Source organism: Rathayibacter sp. AY1C2 (assembly GCF_002931195.1).
Taxonomy (GTDB): Bacteria; Actinomycetota; Actinomycetes; order Actinomycetales; family Microbacteriaceae; genus Rathayibacter.
This window is the reverse complement of the sequence record NZ_PSWG01000001.1, coordinates 192,668-210,249: the sequence shown is the minus strand read 5'-3', so window position 1 is coordinate 210,249 and position 17,582 is coordinate 192,668. Positions and strand designations below refer to the sequence as shown.

Genomic DNA, 17,582 nt, shown 5'->3' with positions numbered 1-17,582 from the left:
CCGTTCCGTCCGTGCGGCGTCGTCCCTCCGCCGTCCCGCGACTGGCGCGCATCGACGGGTCGTCCGGCCGGTCCTCCGGCTAGCGTTGCAGGCACACCCCCCGCCGACCCGGACCGCTCCGCCGACCTCGTCGGTTCGCGGTCCCTGCACGAGGAGCCCCCGTGTCCCCCGACGATTCCGCAGGACCCCCCTCTCGAGCTCCCGGCCTCCGGCGGCGCACCGTCGTCGGCGGCGCCCTCACGGGTGCTCTCGCTCTGGGCGCGGCGACGCTCCCGGCCGCCTCCGCCGCCGCCTCCCCCGTGCCGGGCCTGCCCGGGGAGAGGACCCGCACGATCAACGTCCGGACGAAGAACCGCGGCGTGCTCTACGACGTCCTCACGGTCTCGATCGCGGGCGACCTCGCGCGGATCTTCGTGCCGCAGACGGTGAAGCCGCGGCAGGCCGCGGCGGTACCGGTGATCTGGTTCATCCACTCCGCGCAGGCCGACCACACCTCGCTGTCCAGCGTCTTCGCGTACCCGGCCGAGCTCGCCGTCGAGCGGGGCGCCATCGCGATCTGCCAGACGCTCGGCGGCACGATCTGGACCAACGACACTGCGCAGAAGCACCAGCGGAACGGCTACGCCTACCTCTCCGGCCAGTTCCCGATCGCCGCCAGCTACCTCTGGGCGATGTCGGCCGGCGGCGCGCTCGCCTGCGAAAACTACGGCGCACGGGTCTTCCCCGGCATCAACGGCGTCTACCTGGTCAACGGCGTCTACGACCTCCGCGACACCCACGACCGCACGACGCGGGGCCGCTTCTCGATCGGCGGTGCCTTCGGCGGCAGCACCGCTCAGATCGACTCCCACAACCCGAAGCGGCTGCCCGCCTCCGCCTTGCCGGCGCGAACATCCGCGCGGTGGTGTCCGACACGGCCCACCCGGACCCGAGCGTGCCGCCGGCACTGCACGGGCTCGCCCTCGTGAAGAAGGCGACGGCCACGGCCAGGGAGGCGACCGTCCGGACGCACGCGCTCGGCCACAACGCACCGTCGTGGGTGAACCAGGACGGCATCGACGCGATCTTCCGCTGGCACGCCGGGCTGGCCGCCGCGCCGGCGCCGTCGGCGACGCCGACCCCGACGAAGACCCCCGTCGTCCGCCCGTCCACCGCGGGCCGCTGGGACTTCGACCAGGCGGACGCCCCGTACGCGGGAGAGCCGGGGTCCCCGTTCCGACCCCGCTGAGCGGTCCGGACGCGACGGCGTCCCTCGGGATGCGCTGACCGTCACGGGCCCGCGGCGGGAGCGCTCGGCCGCAGTGAGACCGGGCCTACGTCCCCTCCCGGAGCTCCGCGGCGCCCTCTTCCGGACAGGGCCGCTAGAGGACATTGCCAGCGGCGGGACGGCCGTGCCACGGTTCGAGGACGGCCGATGAGGGCCGTCCCGATCGAAGGCAGCACATGCGCTCCAGCACCGTCCCTCGTCCGCCCGCCGTCCAGGACGGCACGTCGCAGCCGCGGGATCCAGGAGCGGCGCGGCGGCTCCGGCGGGGTCTGCTCGGGTTGACCGCGGCCGTCGCGCTCCTCGTCGGCACCGCCGTTCCTCTCGCGGCGGTCGCCGCTCCGTCCGCCCCTGTCCTCGGGGTGGCGGCCTGGGGAAGCGGCACCGACGGGAAGACCACGGTCCCGGCCGGGGTCGAGGGCGTCCTCTCCCTCGCCGCGGGCCGGACCCACAGCCTCGCCGCGAAAGGCGACGGCGGGGTCGTCGCCTGGGGCCGCGGGTCGTACGGGCAGACCAGCGTCCCCGACGGTCTCACGGGGGTCGTCGCGGTCTCCGCCGGCGACTACAGCAGCCATGCGCTGAAGAGCGACGGGACCGTCGTCTCCTGGGGCTACGACGGCGACGGGCAGGTGTCGAGGAGTGCCGCGCTGACCGGGATCGTCGCGATCTCGTCCTCCCGCGACAACAGCCTCGCGCTCGGCAACGACGGCACCGTCACGTCGTGGGGCAGCAACGGGCTGGGCGAGGGCCTGGTCCCGGCCGGCCTCGGAGGCGTCACGGCCATCGCCGCGGGCCGGCGCCACAGCCTCGCCGCGTCCGGCGGGAGGGTGGTCGCCTGGGGCTGGGACCTCTACGGGCAGACCGACGTCCCCGCGGGGCTCGAGGGCGTGGTGGCCGTCGCGGCGGGAGAGACCCACAGCCTCGCGCTGAAGGAGGACGGCACCGTCGTCGCCTGGGGCGCGAGCTCCGACTCGGTCGTCGTCGACTACGGCCAGACCACGGTGCCGGAAGGCCTGTCCGGGGTCGTGGCGATCGCCGCCGCGTCCGACTACAGCCTCGCGCTGAAGGGCGACGGCACGATCGTCGGCTGGGGCCGGAGCTCGGCCGGGCAGCTGCAGTCACCCGCCGGCCTCGCCGGCACGACGACTCTCGCCGCCGGACCCGATCACGTGCTCGCCCGGGGCCCGCGTCCCGTCCTGACGGCGGACGCTCCTCCCGCGTCCGGGTCGCTCGGAGCGGCGGCCTCGTACACCTTCGCGGCCGACCGCCCCGCCTCGTTCACGATCGCCTCCGGCTCACTCCCCGACGGCCTGACCCTCAGCGCGTCCGGGCTCCTCTCCGGCACGCCGACGACCGCGGGCACGTCCACCTTCGCCGTCTCCGCGCGGAACCCCTTCGGCGCCACCGTCGGGGCCCCGCACACGTTCGCCGTGACGGAGACGACGGTCGCGCCGACCCTGGCCGGCGACCCGCCCGCCGCGACGGTGGGCACCCCGTACGACTTCGACTACAGCGTGACGGGCACACCGGCGCCGACGGTCTCGCTCGTCTCCGGAACGCTCCCCGCCGGCCTGAGCCTCGATGATCGTGGCGGCCTGACCGGGACGCCGACCGCCGACGGACGCTCCACCTTCACCCTGCGGGCCTCGAACGCTGCGGGGAGCGCGGAGACCACCAGCACCGTCGTCGTCTCCCCCGCCGCCGCTGCACCGGCGATCTCCGGCACCCCCGGGCCGGGCGTCGTCGGCACCCCCTACGACTTCGGCTACACCGTCTCGGGCTTCCCCGCGCCGTCGGTGGCAGTCTCCTCCGGTGCGCTCCCGTCCGGCCTCACCCTGACTCCGGCCGGGCGCCTGACCGGGACTCCGTCCGCGCCGGGCACCTTCACGTTCACGCTGGCGGCCCGCGCCGGCACCGCCTCCGCGGAGACCACCAGCACCGTCACCGTCTCGTCGCCGACGGTCGCGCCGACCCTCTCCGGGACGGTCGCGGCCGGCGTCGTCGGCTCGGCCTACGACTTCCGCTACGCGGTGAGCGGCACGCCCGCTCCGTCGGTCTCCCTGGTCTCCGGCGCACTGCCCGCCGGACTCACCCTCGACGCGACCGGGCGCCTCTCCGGGACGCCGACCACGGCCGGGACCACCACCTTCAGCATCCAGGCCGCGAACTCGGCGGGCACGGCTCGGGCGACGAGCACGCTGACGGTCTCGCCGAAGCAGGTCGCGACGAAGGCCGATCTGCGGGTCGACCTCTCCGGGCCGGCCTCGGCGGTGAAGGGGAGGACGCTCACCTACACCCTCATCACGACGAACGCCGGTCCGGCTGCGTCGGCGTCGGTCGTCTCGCAGGTCGTCCTGCCCGCGGGTGTGCAGTTCGTCTCGGCGACAGGCTCGTACACCAGGGTCGGGAACGTCGTGGTGTTCCAGCGGGCCGGCCTGGCGGACGGGCGGACCGTGTCGGAGAAGATCACGGTGAGGGCGGCCGTCTCGGGCACGGCGACCGCGCTGGCGGCGGCGTTCTCGACGAAGACGCCCGACCCGTCCATCCGCAGCAACGCGGACACGGCGAGCACGACGATCCGCTGACCGCGGGAGCGTGACGGCGGGCGGTCCCTCGCGGGCCGCCCGCCGTTCTCGATGCGGGAGCGTCGAGGTCCGCCGCGCCCGCGCCTCGTCTTCGACCGCTAGCCGGCCCGAGGGCGGTAGAAGCGCACGACCGGGAGGGCACCCGTCGGAGCCTCGCGCACGACGATCTCGAGGCGCTGGATCAGGGCCGGGACGGTCGGCGTGGTCTCGAGCCGGCACTCGAGCTCTCCGTCGCGGCCCGGCAGGAGGAAGGCCGCCTGCGCCGCGGAGGCGCTCCAGAGCAGCCGCTCCACCAGCGGCCTCGCGGTCGGGTCCTCGGCGAGCCCGCCGATCTCCGCGATCGCAGTGGCGAGGCGGCCGGCGCGCACGTCGGCCGGCACATCGCTCAGCAGGTTGGGGCTGAACAGGGCGCCGCTGCCCGGCTCCCCCGCCCGGGTGAGGTCTCCCGCGACGATCGCGGCCTCGACGGCGGCGGCCGCGGCGAGCGTCGACGGGAGGAGGGTGATGATCCGCGCCGGAGGAGCGGTGTCCTCGAGGGCGGCGCGGAGCAGTCCCGTCGCGGCGGCGGCGAGCTTCGCCCCGTTCGCGGTCGCGAAGACCACGGCCCCCAGGCCCGACTCCAGATGCCACCGCATGTTCGACGACCAGCCCGGCAGGCCGCCGGAGTGGTGGGCGATCCCGCCGAAGCGGACGTCGTGCTCGACGACGAGGCCGAACCCGTACGCGGAGCCGTCGAGCGTGCTCTCGACGGCGCGAGGGCTCAGCGCGGGGACCGGCGTCCAGCCGCGCTGCATCTCGCGGCGGGAGGCACGGCTCAGCACCGGGTCGTCGTCCGCGCCGTCCTCGCCCTCGAACGCGGAGGAGAGCCAGCCGCTCCAGCGGGCGATGTCGCCGACCGTGCTGAGCATGCTCGCGGCGCAGGCGCCCGCTCCGGTGCCGGTGACGGGGCGGGGCACCCAGGTCGCTCCGTCGTCGAAGGTGCTGAAGCCGGCCGCGAGGTCGGTGCCGTCGGGGTAGTCGCCGCTGTCGTAGCGGGTGTCGTGGAGGCCGAGCGGCTCGAGGATCGTCCGCGTCGCGAAGGACGGGAAGTCCTCCCCGGTCACGTTCTCGACGAGCACGCCGAGCAGCCAGAAGCCGATGTTGGAGTACTGGTAGACCTCACCCGGCCGCTCCGTGAAGGTCAGCCCGCGGCGGACGACCTCGAGGAACTCCTCCCGCGTCAGAGCCATGACGTCGTCGGCCCAGCCGTTGTCCTCCGGGAGACCCGAGCAGTTGCTGAGGAGCATCCTGACCGTCACGGGCAGCGGCCGGCCCGCGGAGTCGAGCGGGTCGGTGAACTCCGGCACGTGGTCGGCGACGCGGTCGTCGAGGCGGAGCAGCCCGCGGTCGCGCAGGATCAGCACCGCCGCCGCCTCGAAGCTCTTCGACATGGAGGCGATGCGGTGCACGGTCCCGGGCCCGGGAGCGGCCCCGTCGAGGCGGTGCTCGCCGCGGCCGTGCTGGACGAGGAGCCCGCTGCGGTCGAACAGGGCCCAGCTCACCGAGGGGGCCGGCGGCGCCTCCTCGTCGAACCACCGGGCCAGCCGGTCCTGGAGCGGCGGGGAGAGGAGCGTCGGCGGAGGGAGCGTCATGCCCTCATCCTCCCGCACGCGGCACAGGCCGCCGCGGTCCCGCGGGTCACCGCGGGAGGACGCCGTCGGGGCTCAGCCAGTCCGGGCGGCTCCCCTCGACCGCGTCCAGGACGTCCTCCTGCGTGCGGTCGCCGATCTCCGCGGCGACGATGATCCGGTCGTCGACGGGAGCGGAAGGGCCCGCCGTGCATCCGGCGAGCATCCCGATCAGCAGCACTCCCCCGGCGATGCGCCCCCTCGAACCCGTCCGCCCACCGTCGAGCGTCGCGGCGACGGCCGCTCCCGCGGGCGGACGGGTCCCGTCGAGAGCCCGGAGCGACCGCCGGCACCTGCGAGCCGGACGAGGAACTTCTCAGGTCCTCTTGCGTGTCGCAGGCGCGGAACCTAGTTTTGTCGAACCGGTTCGAAGCACTGTTGCTCCGTCCCCGGACCGACGCCCGCCGTCGTCCGGCCGGCTGTCCCCACAGAAAGTGACCAGCGTGACAACGATGTCCTCCCCGAGGCGCGGCACCCGCTCCCTCGCCCTCGCGCTGAGTGCCGCGACACTCGCCGCCCTCGCCGTCGCTCTCCCGAGCGCCGAGTCCGCCTCCGCGGCCGACACCTCCGTCCCCGCCGACGCGCTCATCCTCCAGTACGACTTCGAGCAGGGGCAGGTGTCCGGATCCACGGTCGCCGACCTCTCGTCCAAGAAGCTCGACGGCACCGTCGTCAACAGCGCGAGAGCGACGTACGTCGCGGGTCGGAAGGCCGGTACGACCGCGATCGACCTTCCCGGGGGCGCGGCGGACTCGACCTCCGCGCCGTACCTGACCGTGCCGAACGGGCTCTTCCAGGGCGTGACGCAGACCACCGTCTCCGCCTGGACGAAGTGGTCCGGCACCGGAGGCTTCCAGTGGCTGTGGTGCCTGGGCATCAGCCCCGACGCCGCGTCGGCCTTCGCTCCGTCGTTCGACGGCGGCAGCGCCCGCGCGATCATCAAGCAGCTGAAGGACGGCGGCGAGACCGGAGTCTCCAGCTCCTCGCCGCTGCAGAAGGACCAGTGGGTCAACGTCACCGCGACGATGGACGGCACGACCGTGACCCTGTACCTCAACGGTCTGCAGGTCGCGACGGCTCCCGCCTCCGTCGACCTCGCGAAGCAGCTCTACTCCGCCTCCGCCTCCAAGAGCGGCAACATCGGCCGAGCGCTCTGGAACGTGCACCCCTACTTCGACGGAGCGATCGACGACTTCCGCGTCTACAACCGGGCTCTGACCGCCGCTCAGGTCCGGGGTCTGGCGGGCGACGCCGCGCCGGCCGTCACCGGCGTTCTCTCGACGAGCGTCGCGGTCACCACCGGCATCGGCGTCGCGCCGGCCCTGCCGGGGGTCCCCGCCACCTACTCCGACGGCGTGAACCGCGACGCCCCGGTCACCTGGGAGAGCGTCCCCGCCTCCGCGTACTCGAAGCGCGGCACCTTCACCGTGAAGGGCACCGTCACCGGCCTCGGCACCGCGGTCACGGCGACCGTCACGGTGCGCGCACTCGACGAGATGACCATCGACCTCGGCGCGAGCACCGGGGAGTTCATGGGCGGCGCGTCCGGCACCCTCTACGGGGTCTACGGCGAGGGCCTCCCCTCCGACAACCTCCTCGAGGGGATCGACCTGCGCACGGTCTCGACCAAGGCGCAGGACGGGCCGCAGCATCCGGGCGCGGACGCGCTGAGCGTCGCTAAGGCCGTCGCCGACACCTCGGACGGCGACACCTACATCTACATGACGGACATCTACCGCGGCTTCCCCTACGAGTGGCCGGGCAGCACTCCCCAGGAGAAGCTGGCCGACTACCAGGCGAAGATCGCCACGCAGGTCGACCAGGTGCTCGCGCTCCCCGAGGAGTACCAGGACAACATCGTGTTCGTGCCGTTCAACGAGCCCGAGGGCAACATGTTCGGCAACGGGAAGTGGAGCTACGACGGGAAGAGCTGGCTGGAGGACCCGACCGCGTTCTTCGCGGCCTGGGACAGCACCTACGCGCTGATCCGCGACAGGATGCCCGACGCCCGCATCGCCGGACCGAACACCAGCGTCCTCTACGACCAGGTCCGCGGGTTCATGACCCACACGCTCGAGCAGGACACCGTCCCCGACGTGATGACCTGGCACGAGCTGAGCGCCCCGGGTGAGATCCGCACCAACGTCGACCGCTTCCGGGCCTGGGAGGACGAGCTGTACGCGGGCACGTCCTACGCCGGGAAGCACCTGCCGGTGAACCTCAACGAGTACGCCTTCAACTACCACACCTCCGTGCCCGGCCAGATGGTCCAGTGGATCAGCGCGCTCGAGGACAAGAAGGTCGACGGCGACATCGCCTACTGGAACATCGACGGCAACCTCTCCGACTCCGCGGTGCAGGCCAACCGCGCCAACGGCCAGTGGTGGCTCCTCAACGCCTACGCCTCGATGACCGGCGACACCGTCGCGGTCACGCCGCCCAAGCCCGGCCAGAGCTACACCCTCCAGGGCGTCGCGACCCTCGACACCGCGGCCAAGCAGGCGAGAGCCCTCTTCGGAGGCGTCGGCGGCTCGCAGAAGGTCGCGTTCGAGCGCATCCCTGCCGCCACCTTCGGCTCGAAGGTCCACGTGGAGGTCAGCGAGATCCGCTGGACCGGCCAGGTCGGCGACTCGGGAGCCCCGCAGACGGTGAAGGAGTTCGACGCGTCCGTCGTGGACGGCGCCCTCTCGCTCGACTTCGGCGGATCCCTCCCCGCGCTCGACGTCGACTCCGCCTACGAGGTCGTCCTGACCCCGGGCGCCAACGCGTCGTCGCCGTCCGCCTCGCCCGTCGACTTCCGCCAGAAGTACGAGGCCGAGGACGCCCGCTACACCGGATCGCGGAACCTCAACGGACCCGAGGGCTCGCCGACCAACGTCGGCGGCTTCTACACCTCGGGCGGACGCAACGTCGGCGGGATCCGCACCGGCGGCGACCTGAAGCTCGACTTCGCGGTCACCGTTCCGAAGGACGGCGAGTACGACCTCAGCGTCTTCGCCAACTCCCTCAACACCTACGCCGCCAACGCCCAGCAGGGTCCGATCAACGCGTTCCTGAGCGTCGACGGCGCTGCGGAGCAGGAGATCCTCCTTCCGCTGGCCTACAAGTTCGTGGTCTGGGACCACGCGGACACGAAGGTGAAGCTGACCGCCGGCACCCACACGATCTCGCTCGCCGCGAAGAACCTCGCCGGCACGAAGTCGACCGTGGGCGACGCGATCGTCGACAAGATCGAGCTCTCCCTCCCCAGCGCGGCCGCCGCGACCTCGATCCACGAGGCCGAGACCGGCACGCTGGAGAACGGCGCGACGGCCAACTACTCCCGCGCCGGGGTCTCCGGATCGGGCACGGCGACGCTCACCAGCGGCGCCTCCACCACCGTCTGGGGCTACTCCGCGAAGGACGCGCCGTCCTCCGTGACGGTGGACACCCTGGGCGGCGGCACCGGCGACCTCTACGTCAACGATGTGAAGGTCGGGCCGGTGGGCGCGAGCTCGACCCGTCAGGTCTTCCTCTCGGGCGGCGTGAACAAGATCGAGGTCGTCGGCACGAGCGGCACGCTCCTCGTCGATCGGATCGTCATCGGAGCGAGCGCGAACCCGCCCGCGACGACGAGCTATGAGGCGGAGGCGGCCACGATCACCGGCCCCGCCGCGGTCCGCGACCTGTCCTTCGCGTCGGGCGGCAAGGCCGTCGGGAACATCGGGGGCGGACGCGACGGCGACTCGACCCTGACCTTCGGCGACGTGAAGGCCGAGCAGGACGGGACGTACGCGCTCACGCTGCGCTACTCCAACGAGGAGCAGTCCCCCGCGACGCACTACAACCCCGACCCGCTCGCCCGCCACGCGGACATCACGGTCAACGGAGTGACGCAGCGCGTGCTCTTCCCGCACACGTTCCACCAGAACCAGCTGTGGGACCTGAGCGTGCCGGTCGCGCTCAGGAAGGGCTCGAACACCATCGCGATCACCTCGAAGGAGCTCCCGGGCTTCGACGGGACGACCTACCTCTCCGACACCTTCCCCGGCGTCCTGCTCACCTCGCAGTACGCGCCCAACATCGACAGGATCTCGGTCACGCCCTTCGTCGGGCGGACCACGGGCCTGACGGTGAGCGGCACGGCGGCCTCGCGCTGCACCGCGGGGAAGGTCACGATCACGGGGACGGCGACCAACACCAGCGCGGTCGCCGCTGACGTCACGATCGGCTCGGCCTTGGGCACGAAGACCTTCACCGGGGTCGCTCCCGGCAAGACGGTCTCAGCCGCCTTCAGCACCCGCGCTGCGAGCGTCGGAGCCGGCGCTCTCGACGTGCGGATCGCGGGGACGGTCGACGGCGCTGCGGCGAGCGGATCCACGGCACCGGCCTACGGTGCGGCGCGCTGCGGCTGATCCGTCCAGAACGCCCTGACGCGGCCGGGCACCTCGTGCGCCCGGCCGCGTCGGCGTGTCGTCGGGACCGGACGTTCCCCGACGGGGACGAGCGCGCCGTGGACGAGCAGAGCGCCGGAGCCGCAGCGTCCGGTCCTCGCTCCGGGGACGCGGCGCCCGAGTTGCGTGCGCCGCGCCGCACTGCCACTCTCGACACGGTTCGAGCGGGGGTGGAGATGGCCACGATCGGAGACGTCGCGAAAGCGGCAGGGGTCTCGCGCAGCACGGTGTCGTACGTCCTCTCCGGCAAGCGCAGCATCTCCCCCGAGACGCGCAAGCGCATCGAGGACGCGATCGCCGAGCTCGACTTCACGGTCAACGCCGGAGCACGGGCGCTCGCGACGCGCCGCACCATGGCGCTCGGCCTGCTCGTCCACTTCGACCCGGACGAGTTCGCGCCCGCGATGGTCGAGTACGTGCTCCCCATCACGGCCCGCGCCCGCGAGCTCGGCTACGACGTGCTGCTGGCCACCGAGGCCGACGGGGCGGCTGCCGTCCGCCGGCTCACGCGCTCCGGCCAGGTCGACGGACTGATCCTCCTGAGCGTCGCGGACGACGACGACCGGCTGCCCGTCCTGCGCGCCTCGCGGCGGCCCGGTGCCGCCCTCGGCGTGCCCGCGGACGCCTCCGGGGTGGACGTCTTCGACCTCGACTTCGGCGACGCGGCCCGCCTGCTGATCGAGCACCTGGGCACCCTCGGGCATCGGAGCATCGGTCTCGTCACCCCTCCTGAGCGCGTCTTCGACCGCGGAGGGACCTACGGGCTCCGGTTCCGCGAGTCGGCTCTCGAGACCGCCGGTCGGCTCGGGATCGAGCTGGTGCTGCGCCCGGCCGCCACCGCCGCCGACGCCGTCGAGCCGATGGTCACGGCGTTCCTCGACGACAACCCCGGTCTCACGGCGCTGGTCGTCCACAGCGACCGGACCATCGCGATGCTTCCCGCGATCCTGGGCCGACGCGCTGTCGCCGTGCCCGGGCAGCTGTCCGTCGTGAGCCTGTACTCGGCCGAGTTCGCCCGCGACTTCTCGCTCCCCTACAGCTACGTCGAGACAGGAGCCGCCGAGCTCGGTGCGCACCTGGTCGACACGCTCGTCGAGCGGATCGAGCAGCCGTCCCGCGGCGAGGAGCCGTCGATCCGCCTCCTGCCCGCGCGTCTCGTCGACCGCGGGAGCGCCCGCGCGGTCTGAGGGCCGCTCCAGAGCCCCCGAGGCCCGGTCAGAAGCGCGAGGCGACCTCGTAGAGGACCTCGTCGTCGCCCGCGTAGACGCCGTCGCGCCGCGGCCAGTGCGCGATCATGTCCGTGAAGCCGAGCTCCTCCGCCCGGCCGGCCATGTCCTCGAACCGGGCGACGCTCTCGAGGGAGTAGTCGCTCCCGGAGTCGAGCGAGAGGTGGCGCTCGACGGTGCGCGGATCGCGCCCGGCCGCCTCGAGCGCCGCGTCGAGCCGCCGGGAGAGGGACGCGACCGCCCGCCACCACTCCTGGCTCGACACTCCCTCCGGGCCGGTGGTGACCCAGCCCTGCCCGCACTCGGCGACGAGCGCGAGGCCCTTCGGCCCGTTCGCAGCGAGGACGAACGGGACGCGGGGGCTCTGCACGGGCTCGCCCACCATGCGCGCCGAGCGGGCGGTGAACCACTCCCCCTCGAGGTCCACTCCGCCCGAGCCGGGCTCCTCGAAGCGCAGCAGCGCGTCGAGGGCCGTGACGAACTCGGTGAAGCGCTCGTGCCGCTGCCGGGGCGAGTAGTCGGGCTGCCCGAGCACGCGCGCGTCGAAGCCCGTGCCGCCCGAGCCGACCCCGAGGATGGTCCGACCGCCCGAGATCTCGTCCAGCGTCGCGATCTCCTTCGCGAACGGCACCGGGTGGCGGAAGTTCGGGGAGGCCACGAACGTGCCCAGGCGGAGCGTCTCGGTCACCATCGCGGCAGCGGTGAGGGTGGGGACGGTCGCGTGCCACGGCTGGTCGGCGAGGGAGCGCCAGGAGAGGTGGTCGTAGGTCCACGCGTGGTCGAAGCCCAGGCCCTCGGCCGACTGCCACTTCCGGCGGGCCTCGGCCCACGGGTCCTGCGGGAGGATGACGATGCCGTGTCGCATCGTCCGAGTGTACGAGCGCCGTCGGGTCAGAGCGCGGCGGGCGGCACCGGGGGCGGATCGGGCACCTCGTCCACGACCGAGCGCGGGACCATCAGGGTCGGCATCCGCACGCGCAGGCGCAGCGGTTCCCGCTCCGACGCGCCGAGCAGCTCGCGGGCGGCGCTCCGCACCTGCCGCGCCAGCGCCGGGTGCACGGCCCCCGGATCCTCGAACGCGGCGACCAGCTCGCGCAGCACCCGGGTGGTGCTCCGCGGGTCGCCGTCCCGCCTGGGCATCGGATCGGCCCCTCACTCTCGGCACGGCCGTCAGGGTCCCGGCGGTGCAGCGGATGTCTCGCGCCGACGGTAGGGCCGGGGACGGCGCCGTGGCACTGAGGTTGACAACGGGAGGACCCGGCGGATCGCGGTGCGCGGAGTGCGATCCGGGCGAGGGCGGTCCTGCTGGGGATCGACGGCCACCGCCGGGAGAACCCGCTTCCCACGATCGCGCCCGTCCGGTCGCGGCTGCTCTCGGGGCGTGATCACGACGACGGAGCGGGTGGACGACTGGATCGAGGGCTGGTGCCGTGCACGCGGCGTGCAGCGCGTCCGCGAGGACGGGGCATGGCTGGTCGATGTCGGAGCGGAGTCGCGCACGCGGGAGCGGATCCTGGTCGATCCGTCGCCCTCCGCGCTGCAGGCGGGCGCCGAGCAGACGGCCGGGCCCCGGGAGTGGATGACGGTCATCGGCCTGGGCGACGACGCCCGCCTCGCGCCCGCCGCCGGGCTGGAGCTCGTGTCGGGCGACGAGAGCCTGATGGCGGCGTCCCTCGGCCCGATCCGCACCTCCGAGGGAGCCCTGCTCGCGGGAGCCGTGCTCGAGGCCGCCGACGGAGTGGCGAGCGTCCGGCTGCTGGTCGACGGAGTCGTCGCCGCTCAGGGCACCGCCGCCGTGCACGGGACGGTCGCGGTCCTGGACCGGATCGAGACCGATGCGCGGTTCCGCCGACGCGGGCTGGGACGGCGGGTCGTCGACGCCCTCACCGCCTGGGCCCGGTCCGAGGGTGCACGGAGCGGTCTCCTCGTCGCCAGCACGGACGGCCGCGCCCTCTACCTCACCCTCGGCTGGGAGGTGGTCGCGCCGGTGCGCATCTGGCGCGGGGCCGCACTCCGAGATCCGGGACAGGGCTGCGCGGCCGCCGGGCGATGATCCCCCGCCGTACGGCCCTCCGGGAGCGCACGTCCGCCTGAGTACGGAATCCCGCGCAGCGGATACAGGCGGCGGAGAACGACGGAGCAGCCGTGAAGCGGCCGCCCGCCGATCTGTATTCAGCCGATAACACCACCCTCGAAAGAGGGACGCCCGCTATCGCTCACACGGCCTTGTCCGAGAAGCGGATCATCCGCTTCTCGGACTCGTGTCACCGCCCTCGGGTCGTCAGCCGAGTGCGCCCTTCTCGGCCGAGTAGAGCTGCTTCACCTGCTCCGCGGTCAGCGCCCGGTCCCACACCCGCAGTCGGGCGAGGGAGCCGGCGAAGCGGTTGATCATCGTGCCGTCCCGGCCGACCGCTCCGACCACGAAGTCGCCCGGAGCCGCGTTGAGGCCGTCGGGGTAGACGTAGGGGTTCTTGGCGTAGGTCGCGCCGAGCTTGTCGGTGTACACCGGGTACGCGGTGGCGGCGCCGTCGAGGTACGAGACCGCGACTGCGCCGTCATACGTCCCGACGTGCAGCTGCCACACGCCGCGCGTGATCCGGCGGGGCTCCACCGAGTAGTCGCGCGAGTACGGGTAGCCGGGCGTCGGCCCGCCGAGCTTCGAGACGTGCATGCACACGCGCTCCCAGCCGCCGTACTCGGGGAGGTTGTTGAACAGCGCATAGGAGCGCAGCGGCCCGACCGTCGACTCCTCCCAGACGCCCGCGATGCAGGCGCCGTCCGCGTCGGAGTTGAGCACCCACACCGCGATCGTCACCTGGCCGGTCGAGGCGCCCAGGTTGAGCGGGCCGACCTCGTCCTTGGGGACGACCAGGTGGTCCGTCGTCCCGTTGAGGGCGACTCCGGTGCCGAACGGCGTGGCGACGGCGCGGGCGGAGGAGCCCGCGCCCTGCCGGAGCGCCGGAGCGCCCGCGACGGCCGAGGCGAAGGGGGCGGCGCTCTCGGCGAAGGACCACTCCGCGATCGGCGTGGGCACGGTGACCGTGGGGACCGGAGCGGCGTCGCCGACCACGAACGCGTCGAGGATCAGGTTGGTGCCGCTCGAGGCCGGGTTGCGGCCGCTCCCGCGGCGGATGGTCACCGTGTGCGGCCCGGGCGCGAGCTGTCCGCTGCTCCAGACCGTCTGCTTCGACCGCGTCGCGGCGCTGTAGCGGTCGACGGACGCGACCGTGACTCCGTCGAGCTCGACCTCGTTGATGCCGGACGAGCCGGTGAGGCGGCTGATCCAGCTCACGCTGGTACCCGTGAAGGCGAGGGTGGCGGAGGCGCCCGCGGTGGTCGAGTAGGCGATGCTGCCGCCGCTGTCCGTGCTCGCCTTCAGCGTCGACCAGGTGCCGGTCGTGACGATCGGGGCGGCGCCGTTCTCGTAGGTGCCCGCTCCGGGCAGCGTCGTCGCCGGCGGAGGCGTCGCGTCGCCGACCACGAAGGAGTCGAGCAGCAGGTTGGTCCCGGTCGAGGCCGGATTGCGGCCGCTCCCCCGGCGGATCGTCAGCGTGTGCGGCCCGGCGGCGAGCTGTCCGCTGCTCCACACCGTCTGCTTCGAGCGGGTGGACGCGCTGTAGCGGTCGACGGAGGCGACCTTCACACCGTCGAGCTCGACGTCGTTGATCCCGGAGGACGACGTGAGTCGGCTGATCCAGGCGATGCTCGTGCCGGTGAAGGCGAGCGTCGCGGAGGCGCCGGAGCTGGTCGAGTAGGCGATGCTCCCGCCGCTGTCCGCGGTGGCCTTCAGCGTCGTCCAGGTGCCGGTGGTGACGATCTGCGCGGCGCCGTTCTCGTAGGTGCCCGCGCCGGGCAGCGTGGACACGAGCGGCGTCTCGGGCTCGGGCTCCGTCTGCGGCACGGGGCCCTCGGCGATCCAGCGCTGGAAGGTGTCGATCATCTCCTTGTTCGTGAAGCTCGGGACCTTGTGGCCGTCGGTGCCCTCCCCCGGGTGGGTGCGCAGCGTCGCCTCCTTCGCCAGGGGCAGAGCCGCGGCGTGCAGGGCGGCGCCGTGCAGGGCGAACGGCACGACCTTGTCGTCGGGCGATCCGGTGATCCTCAGCCGCGCACCGCGCCACACCGACGCGGGCAGCCGCGCCGGGTTGGTGGCGGCGATGGCCGCGGCGTCGGCGTACTCGGGGCCGATCCGGTCCGGTTCGCTCGCCGCCCGCTCCTCCATGTCGTAGGAGCTGTTGCAGAGGTACGCGCCCCGGATGTTCGGCACCATCCGCTTCCCGTAGGCCCAGGTCAGAAGCGGCCCGCCCCCGGAGTCGGAGCGCAGGAGGCTCGCGTCGATCCGCCACACCGACGAGGCCCAGGCGACGACAGCGGCCTGGATCTCGATCGCCCGCGGGCTCGACCAGATGCTGCCGCCGTAGGTCGGGCAGATGCTGACGATGCCGCGGTCCACGGCGAGGTCGGCCGAGTACGCGAAGGCGCTCGAGAGCGCCGTGTGGGTGCCGTTGCGGGCGTGGTAGTACCAGAGCATTGATGCGCCCCTGGTCTGCGACGGAGGCGTCGCGTGCGGCACGAACAGGCGCGCCCGGTCCCCCGCGACGACGACGTCGATGATCTCGTAGCGCTTCCCGCCCGTCTTCGACGTGGCGGTGGACAGGCGCGAGACCTCGCCGGGCAGTCGGGGCACCGCGGTGAGGTCGCCGGCCGCGAGGGCCGGCGTCGCGAAGGCGATCGCGCCCGCGCCGGCGACGGATCCGGCGAGGATCGTGCGGCGGGAGAGAGCGGAGAGGGCCTTGACGCCCGATCGGGAGCCGGTGCGGGAGGAGTCGGCGGAGTCGCCGACGGCAGTGTCCTGAGGAGTCACGGAAGAGAGAGCCTTTCCGATCGTCACCGTTCCGGGTACACCGATCGAAAGAGGAGGAGAAGGCGTTCAGTGAACGAGCGGCAGCGCTCGCGTTACTGATGCGGATCACCTTCTCCTCGAGAAGGAAAGGGAAGCCGGATCAGGCTAACAGAGGGGATGAGAAGGGGTTCAGTATTTCTACCCACCGTTTTATCAACCGGAGGAGAATGGGCGAGGAATCGCTTATCCGGCCGCTTATCGTCCCTTTTCCGGTGACACGACGCGTGCTGGACACCGCCGTCTGGCAGGATGCCCCCGTGTCGGAGACGGGTCGGCTGCAGCGGGGCGGCGCCCTCCCCGTGCTCCTCGTGTTCCTCCGCCTCGGGCTGACCTCGTTCGGCGGGCCGATCGCGCACCTCGGCTACTTCCGCGAGGAGTTCGTGGTGCGCCGCGGCTGGCTGACCGATCGCGCGTACGCCGACCTCGTCGCGCTGTGCCAGTTCCTCCCCGGACCCGCGTCCAGCCAGGTCGGGATGGCGGTCGGCCTGCAGCGCGCGGGGCTCGCCGGACTGGTCGCCGCGTGGTGCGGATTCACGCTCCCCTCGGCGATCGCCCTGGTCCTCGTCGCCGGGCTCGTCGCCGGTGCGGGCGACGTCGCCTCCGCCGGCTGGCTCCTGGGCCTCCAGGCGGCGGCGGCCGCGGTCGTCGCGCAGGCCGTGCTCGGGATGGCGCGCTCGCTCGCACCGGACCGCCGCCGCGCGACGATCGCCGGCGCAGCGGCTGTCGCCGTCCTCCTCGCCCCGGAGCCCGCGCTGCAAGTGGCGGTGATCGCGGCGGCGGGCCTGGCCGGCGTCCTGTGGCTCCGCCGTGAGGAGGCGGCTCCGGACGACGGCCCGGGCTTCGCGGTCCGGATCCCGACGGCGCTCGCGGTCTCGGCCCTCGCCCTCTGGGGGCTCCTCCTGGTCGGCCTCCCCCTGCTCGCCGCGCTCACCGGCGAGGGAGCGGCGGGTCTCGCCTCCGTCTTCTACCGGTCGGGCGCTCTGGTGTTCGGGGGCGGCCACGTCGTGCTGCCTCTGCTGGAGGCGCAGACGGTCGGCGCCGGCACGGTCGGGCAGAGCGAGTTCCTGGCCGGATACGGGGCGGCGCAGGCGGTGCCCGGCCCGCTCTTCACCTTCTCCGCGTTCCTCGGCGCGGTGGGCGCGGGGACGCCGGACGGTGTCGCGGGGGCGGCGATCGCGCTGGTCGCGATCTTCCTGCCGGGCGCTCTGCTCGTGGTCGGCGTGCTCCCGTTCTGGCAGCGGCTGCGGCACCTGCCGGTCGCGCAGAAGGCGCTGGCCGGCGTGAACGCCGGCGTGGTGGGACTGCTCGGCGGCGCCCTCTACGACCCGGTGCTGACCGAGGGCATCGGCTCGACCGGCGCTCTGGCGCTCGCGATCGGCGCCTTCGTGGCGCTGACGCGCTGGACCGTGCCCCCGTGGATCGTCGTCCTCGCCGCCGCGGGCCTCGGCGCCCTGCTCCTCTGACTCCCTCCGGGGACGACGATCCGGACCAGCCCTGGCAGTCTGGA

General features: G+C 73.3%; 12 protein-coding genes. 7 read left to right on the top strand and 5 right to left on the bottom strand.

Features of this window, described 5'->3' with window-relative positions; all coding sequences use genetic code 11:
- Positions 1–161 precede the first annotated feature (161 nt).
- The 3 genes from C5C55_RS00975 to C5C55_RS00965 all read left to right on the top strand — a co-directional run bounded on the left by C5C55_RS00975 (position 162) and on the right by C5C55_RS00965 (position 3,849).
- Entirely contained in the window at positions 162–968 is an 807-nt protein-coding gene (locus C5C55_RS00975) for a hypothetical protein (protein ID WP_104232589.1), read from the top strand.
- On the top strand, positions 935–1,228 hold the full coding sequence (locus C5C55_RS00970; RefSeq protein ID WP_104232588.1) for a hypothetical protein: 294 nt from the start codon (positions 935–937) through the stop codon (positions 1,226–1,228). The genes C5C55_RS00975 and C5C55_RS00970 overlap by 34 nt, the downstream gene beginning before the upstream one ends.
- A gap of 215 nt (positions 1,229–1,443) precedes the next feature.
- The gene (locus tag C5C55_RS00965) at positions 1,444–3,849 is read left to right on the top strand and encodes a putative Ig domain-containing protein (protein WP_104232587.1); all 2,406 of its coding nucleotides are present in this window, start codon (positions 1,444–1,446) and stop codon (positions 3,847–3,849) included.
- 98 nt (positions 3,850–3,947) lie between these two features.
- Here C5C55_RS00965 and C5C55_RS00960 read toward each other — a convergent pair whose 3' ends face one another.
- Both C5C55_RS00960 and C5C55_RS16435 read right to left on the bottom strand, forming a co-directional pair.
- Positions 3,948–5,480, bottom strand: coding sequence for a serine hydrolase (locus C5C55_RS00960; protein WP_104232586.1), 1,533 nt, complete (start codon positions 5,478–5,480; stop codon positions 3,948–3,950).
- 46 nt (positions 5,481–5,526) lie between these two features.
- On the bottom strand, positions 5,527–5,697 hold the full coding sequence (locus C5C55_RS16435; protein ID WP_181067714.1) for a hypothetical protein: 171 nt from the start codon (positions 5,695–5,697) through the stop codon (positions 5,527–5,529).
- A gap of 271 nt (positions 5,698–5,968) precedes the next feature.
- Here C5C55_RS16435 and C5C55_RS00955 point away from each other — a divergent pair, with 271 nt between their 5' ends.
- Together C5C55_RS00955 and C5C55_RS00950 are read left to right on the top strand one after the other, a co-directional pair.
- Positions 5,969–9,910, top strand: coding sequence for a LamG-like jellyroll fold domain-containing protein (locus tag C5C55_RS00955; protein ID WP_104232585.1), 3,942 nt, complete (start codon positions 5,969–5,971; stop codon positions 9,908–9,910).
- Between the two features lie 215 nt (positions 9,911–10,125).
- Entirely contained in the window at positions 10,126–11,136 is a 1,011-nt protein-coding gene (locus C5C55_RS00950; RefSeq protein WP_104232682.1) for a LacI family DNA-binding transcriptional regulator, read from the top strand.
- Between the two features lie 28 nt (positions 11,137–11,164).
- Here the strand turns inward: C5C55_RS00950 and C5C55_RS00945 are convergent, their stop codons facing one another.
- Positions 11,165–12,040: an LLM class flavin-dependent oxidoreductase gene (locus tag C5C55_RS00945; protein WP_104232584.1), complete on the bottom strand. Its 876-nt coding sequence runs from the start codon at positions 12,038–12,040 to the stop codon at positions 11,165–11,167.
- A 26-nt stretch (positions 12,041–12,066) separates the two neighbouring features.
- Entirely contained in the window at positions 12,067–12,315 is a 249-nt protein-coding gene (locus C5C55_RS00940; RefSeq protein ID WP_146080869.1) for a hypothetical protein, read from the bottom strand.
- Between the two features lie 241 nt (positions 12,316–12,556).
- Between C5C55_RS00940 and C5C55_RS00935 the strand changes: the two genes are divergently transcribed.
- Positions 12,557–13,228, top strand: a complete 672-nt coding sequence (locus C5C55_RS00935; RefSeq protein WP_219812977.1) for a GNAT family N-acetyltransferase — start codon at positions 12,557–12,559, stop codon at positions 13,226–13,228.
- Between the two features lie 228 nt (positions 13,229–13,456).
- On the opposite strand, the gene C5C55_RS00930 is transcribed toward C5C55_RS00935, so the two are convergent.
- Complete coding sequence (locus C5C55_RS00930; protein WP_104232583.1) at positions 13,457–16,036, bottom strand: LamG-like jellyroll fold domain-containing protein; 2,580 nt, start codon at positions 16,034–16,036, stop codon at positions 13,457–13,459.
- Between the two features lie 296 nt (positions 16,037–16,332).
- On the opposite strand from C5C55_RS00930, the gene chrA reads away from it, so the two are divergent.
- Entirely contained in the window at positions 16,333–17,538 is a 1,206-nt protein-coding gene (gene chrA / locus C5C55_RS00925; RefSeq protein ID WP_258072478.1) for a chromate efflux transporter, read from the top strand.
- The last annotated feature ends 44 nt before the right edge of the window (positions 17,539–17,582 follow it).

Excerpts from the sequence above, each read along its gene's own strand:
- C5C55_RS00960 (WP_104232586.1), bottom strand. The coding sequence starts at position 5,480 with ATGACGCTCCCTCCGCCGACGCTCCTCTCCCCGCCGCTCCAGGACCGG.
- C5C55_RS00950 (WP_104232682.1), top strand. The coding sequence starts at position 10,126 with ATGGCCACGATCGGAGACGTCGCGAAAGCGGCAGGGGTCTCGCGCAGC.
- C5C55_RS00965 (WP_104232587.1), top strand. The coding sequence starts at position 1,444 with ATGCGCTCCAGCACCGTCCCTCGTCCGCCCGCCGTCCAGGACGGCACG.
- C5C55_RS00945 (WP_104232584.1), bottom strand. The coding sequence starts at position 12,040 with ATGCGACACGGCATCGTCATCCTCCCGCAGGACCCGTGGGCCGAGGCC.
- C5C55_RS00955 (WP_104232585.1), top strand. The coding sequence starts at position 5,969 with ATGTCCTCCCCGAGGCGCGGCACCCGCTCCCTCGCCCTCGCGCTGAGT.
- C5C55_RS00940 (WP_146080869.1), bottom strand. The coding sequence starts at position 12,315 with ATGCCCAGGCGGGACGGCGACCCGCGGAGCACCACCCGGGTGCTGCGC.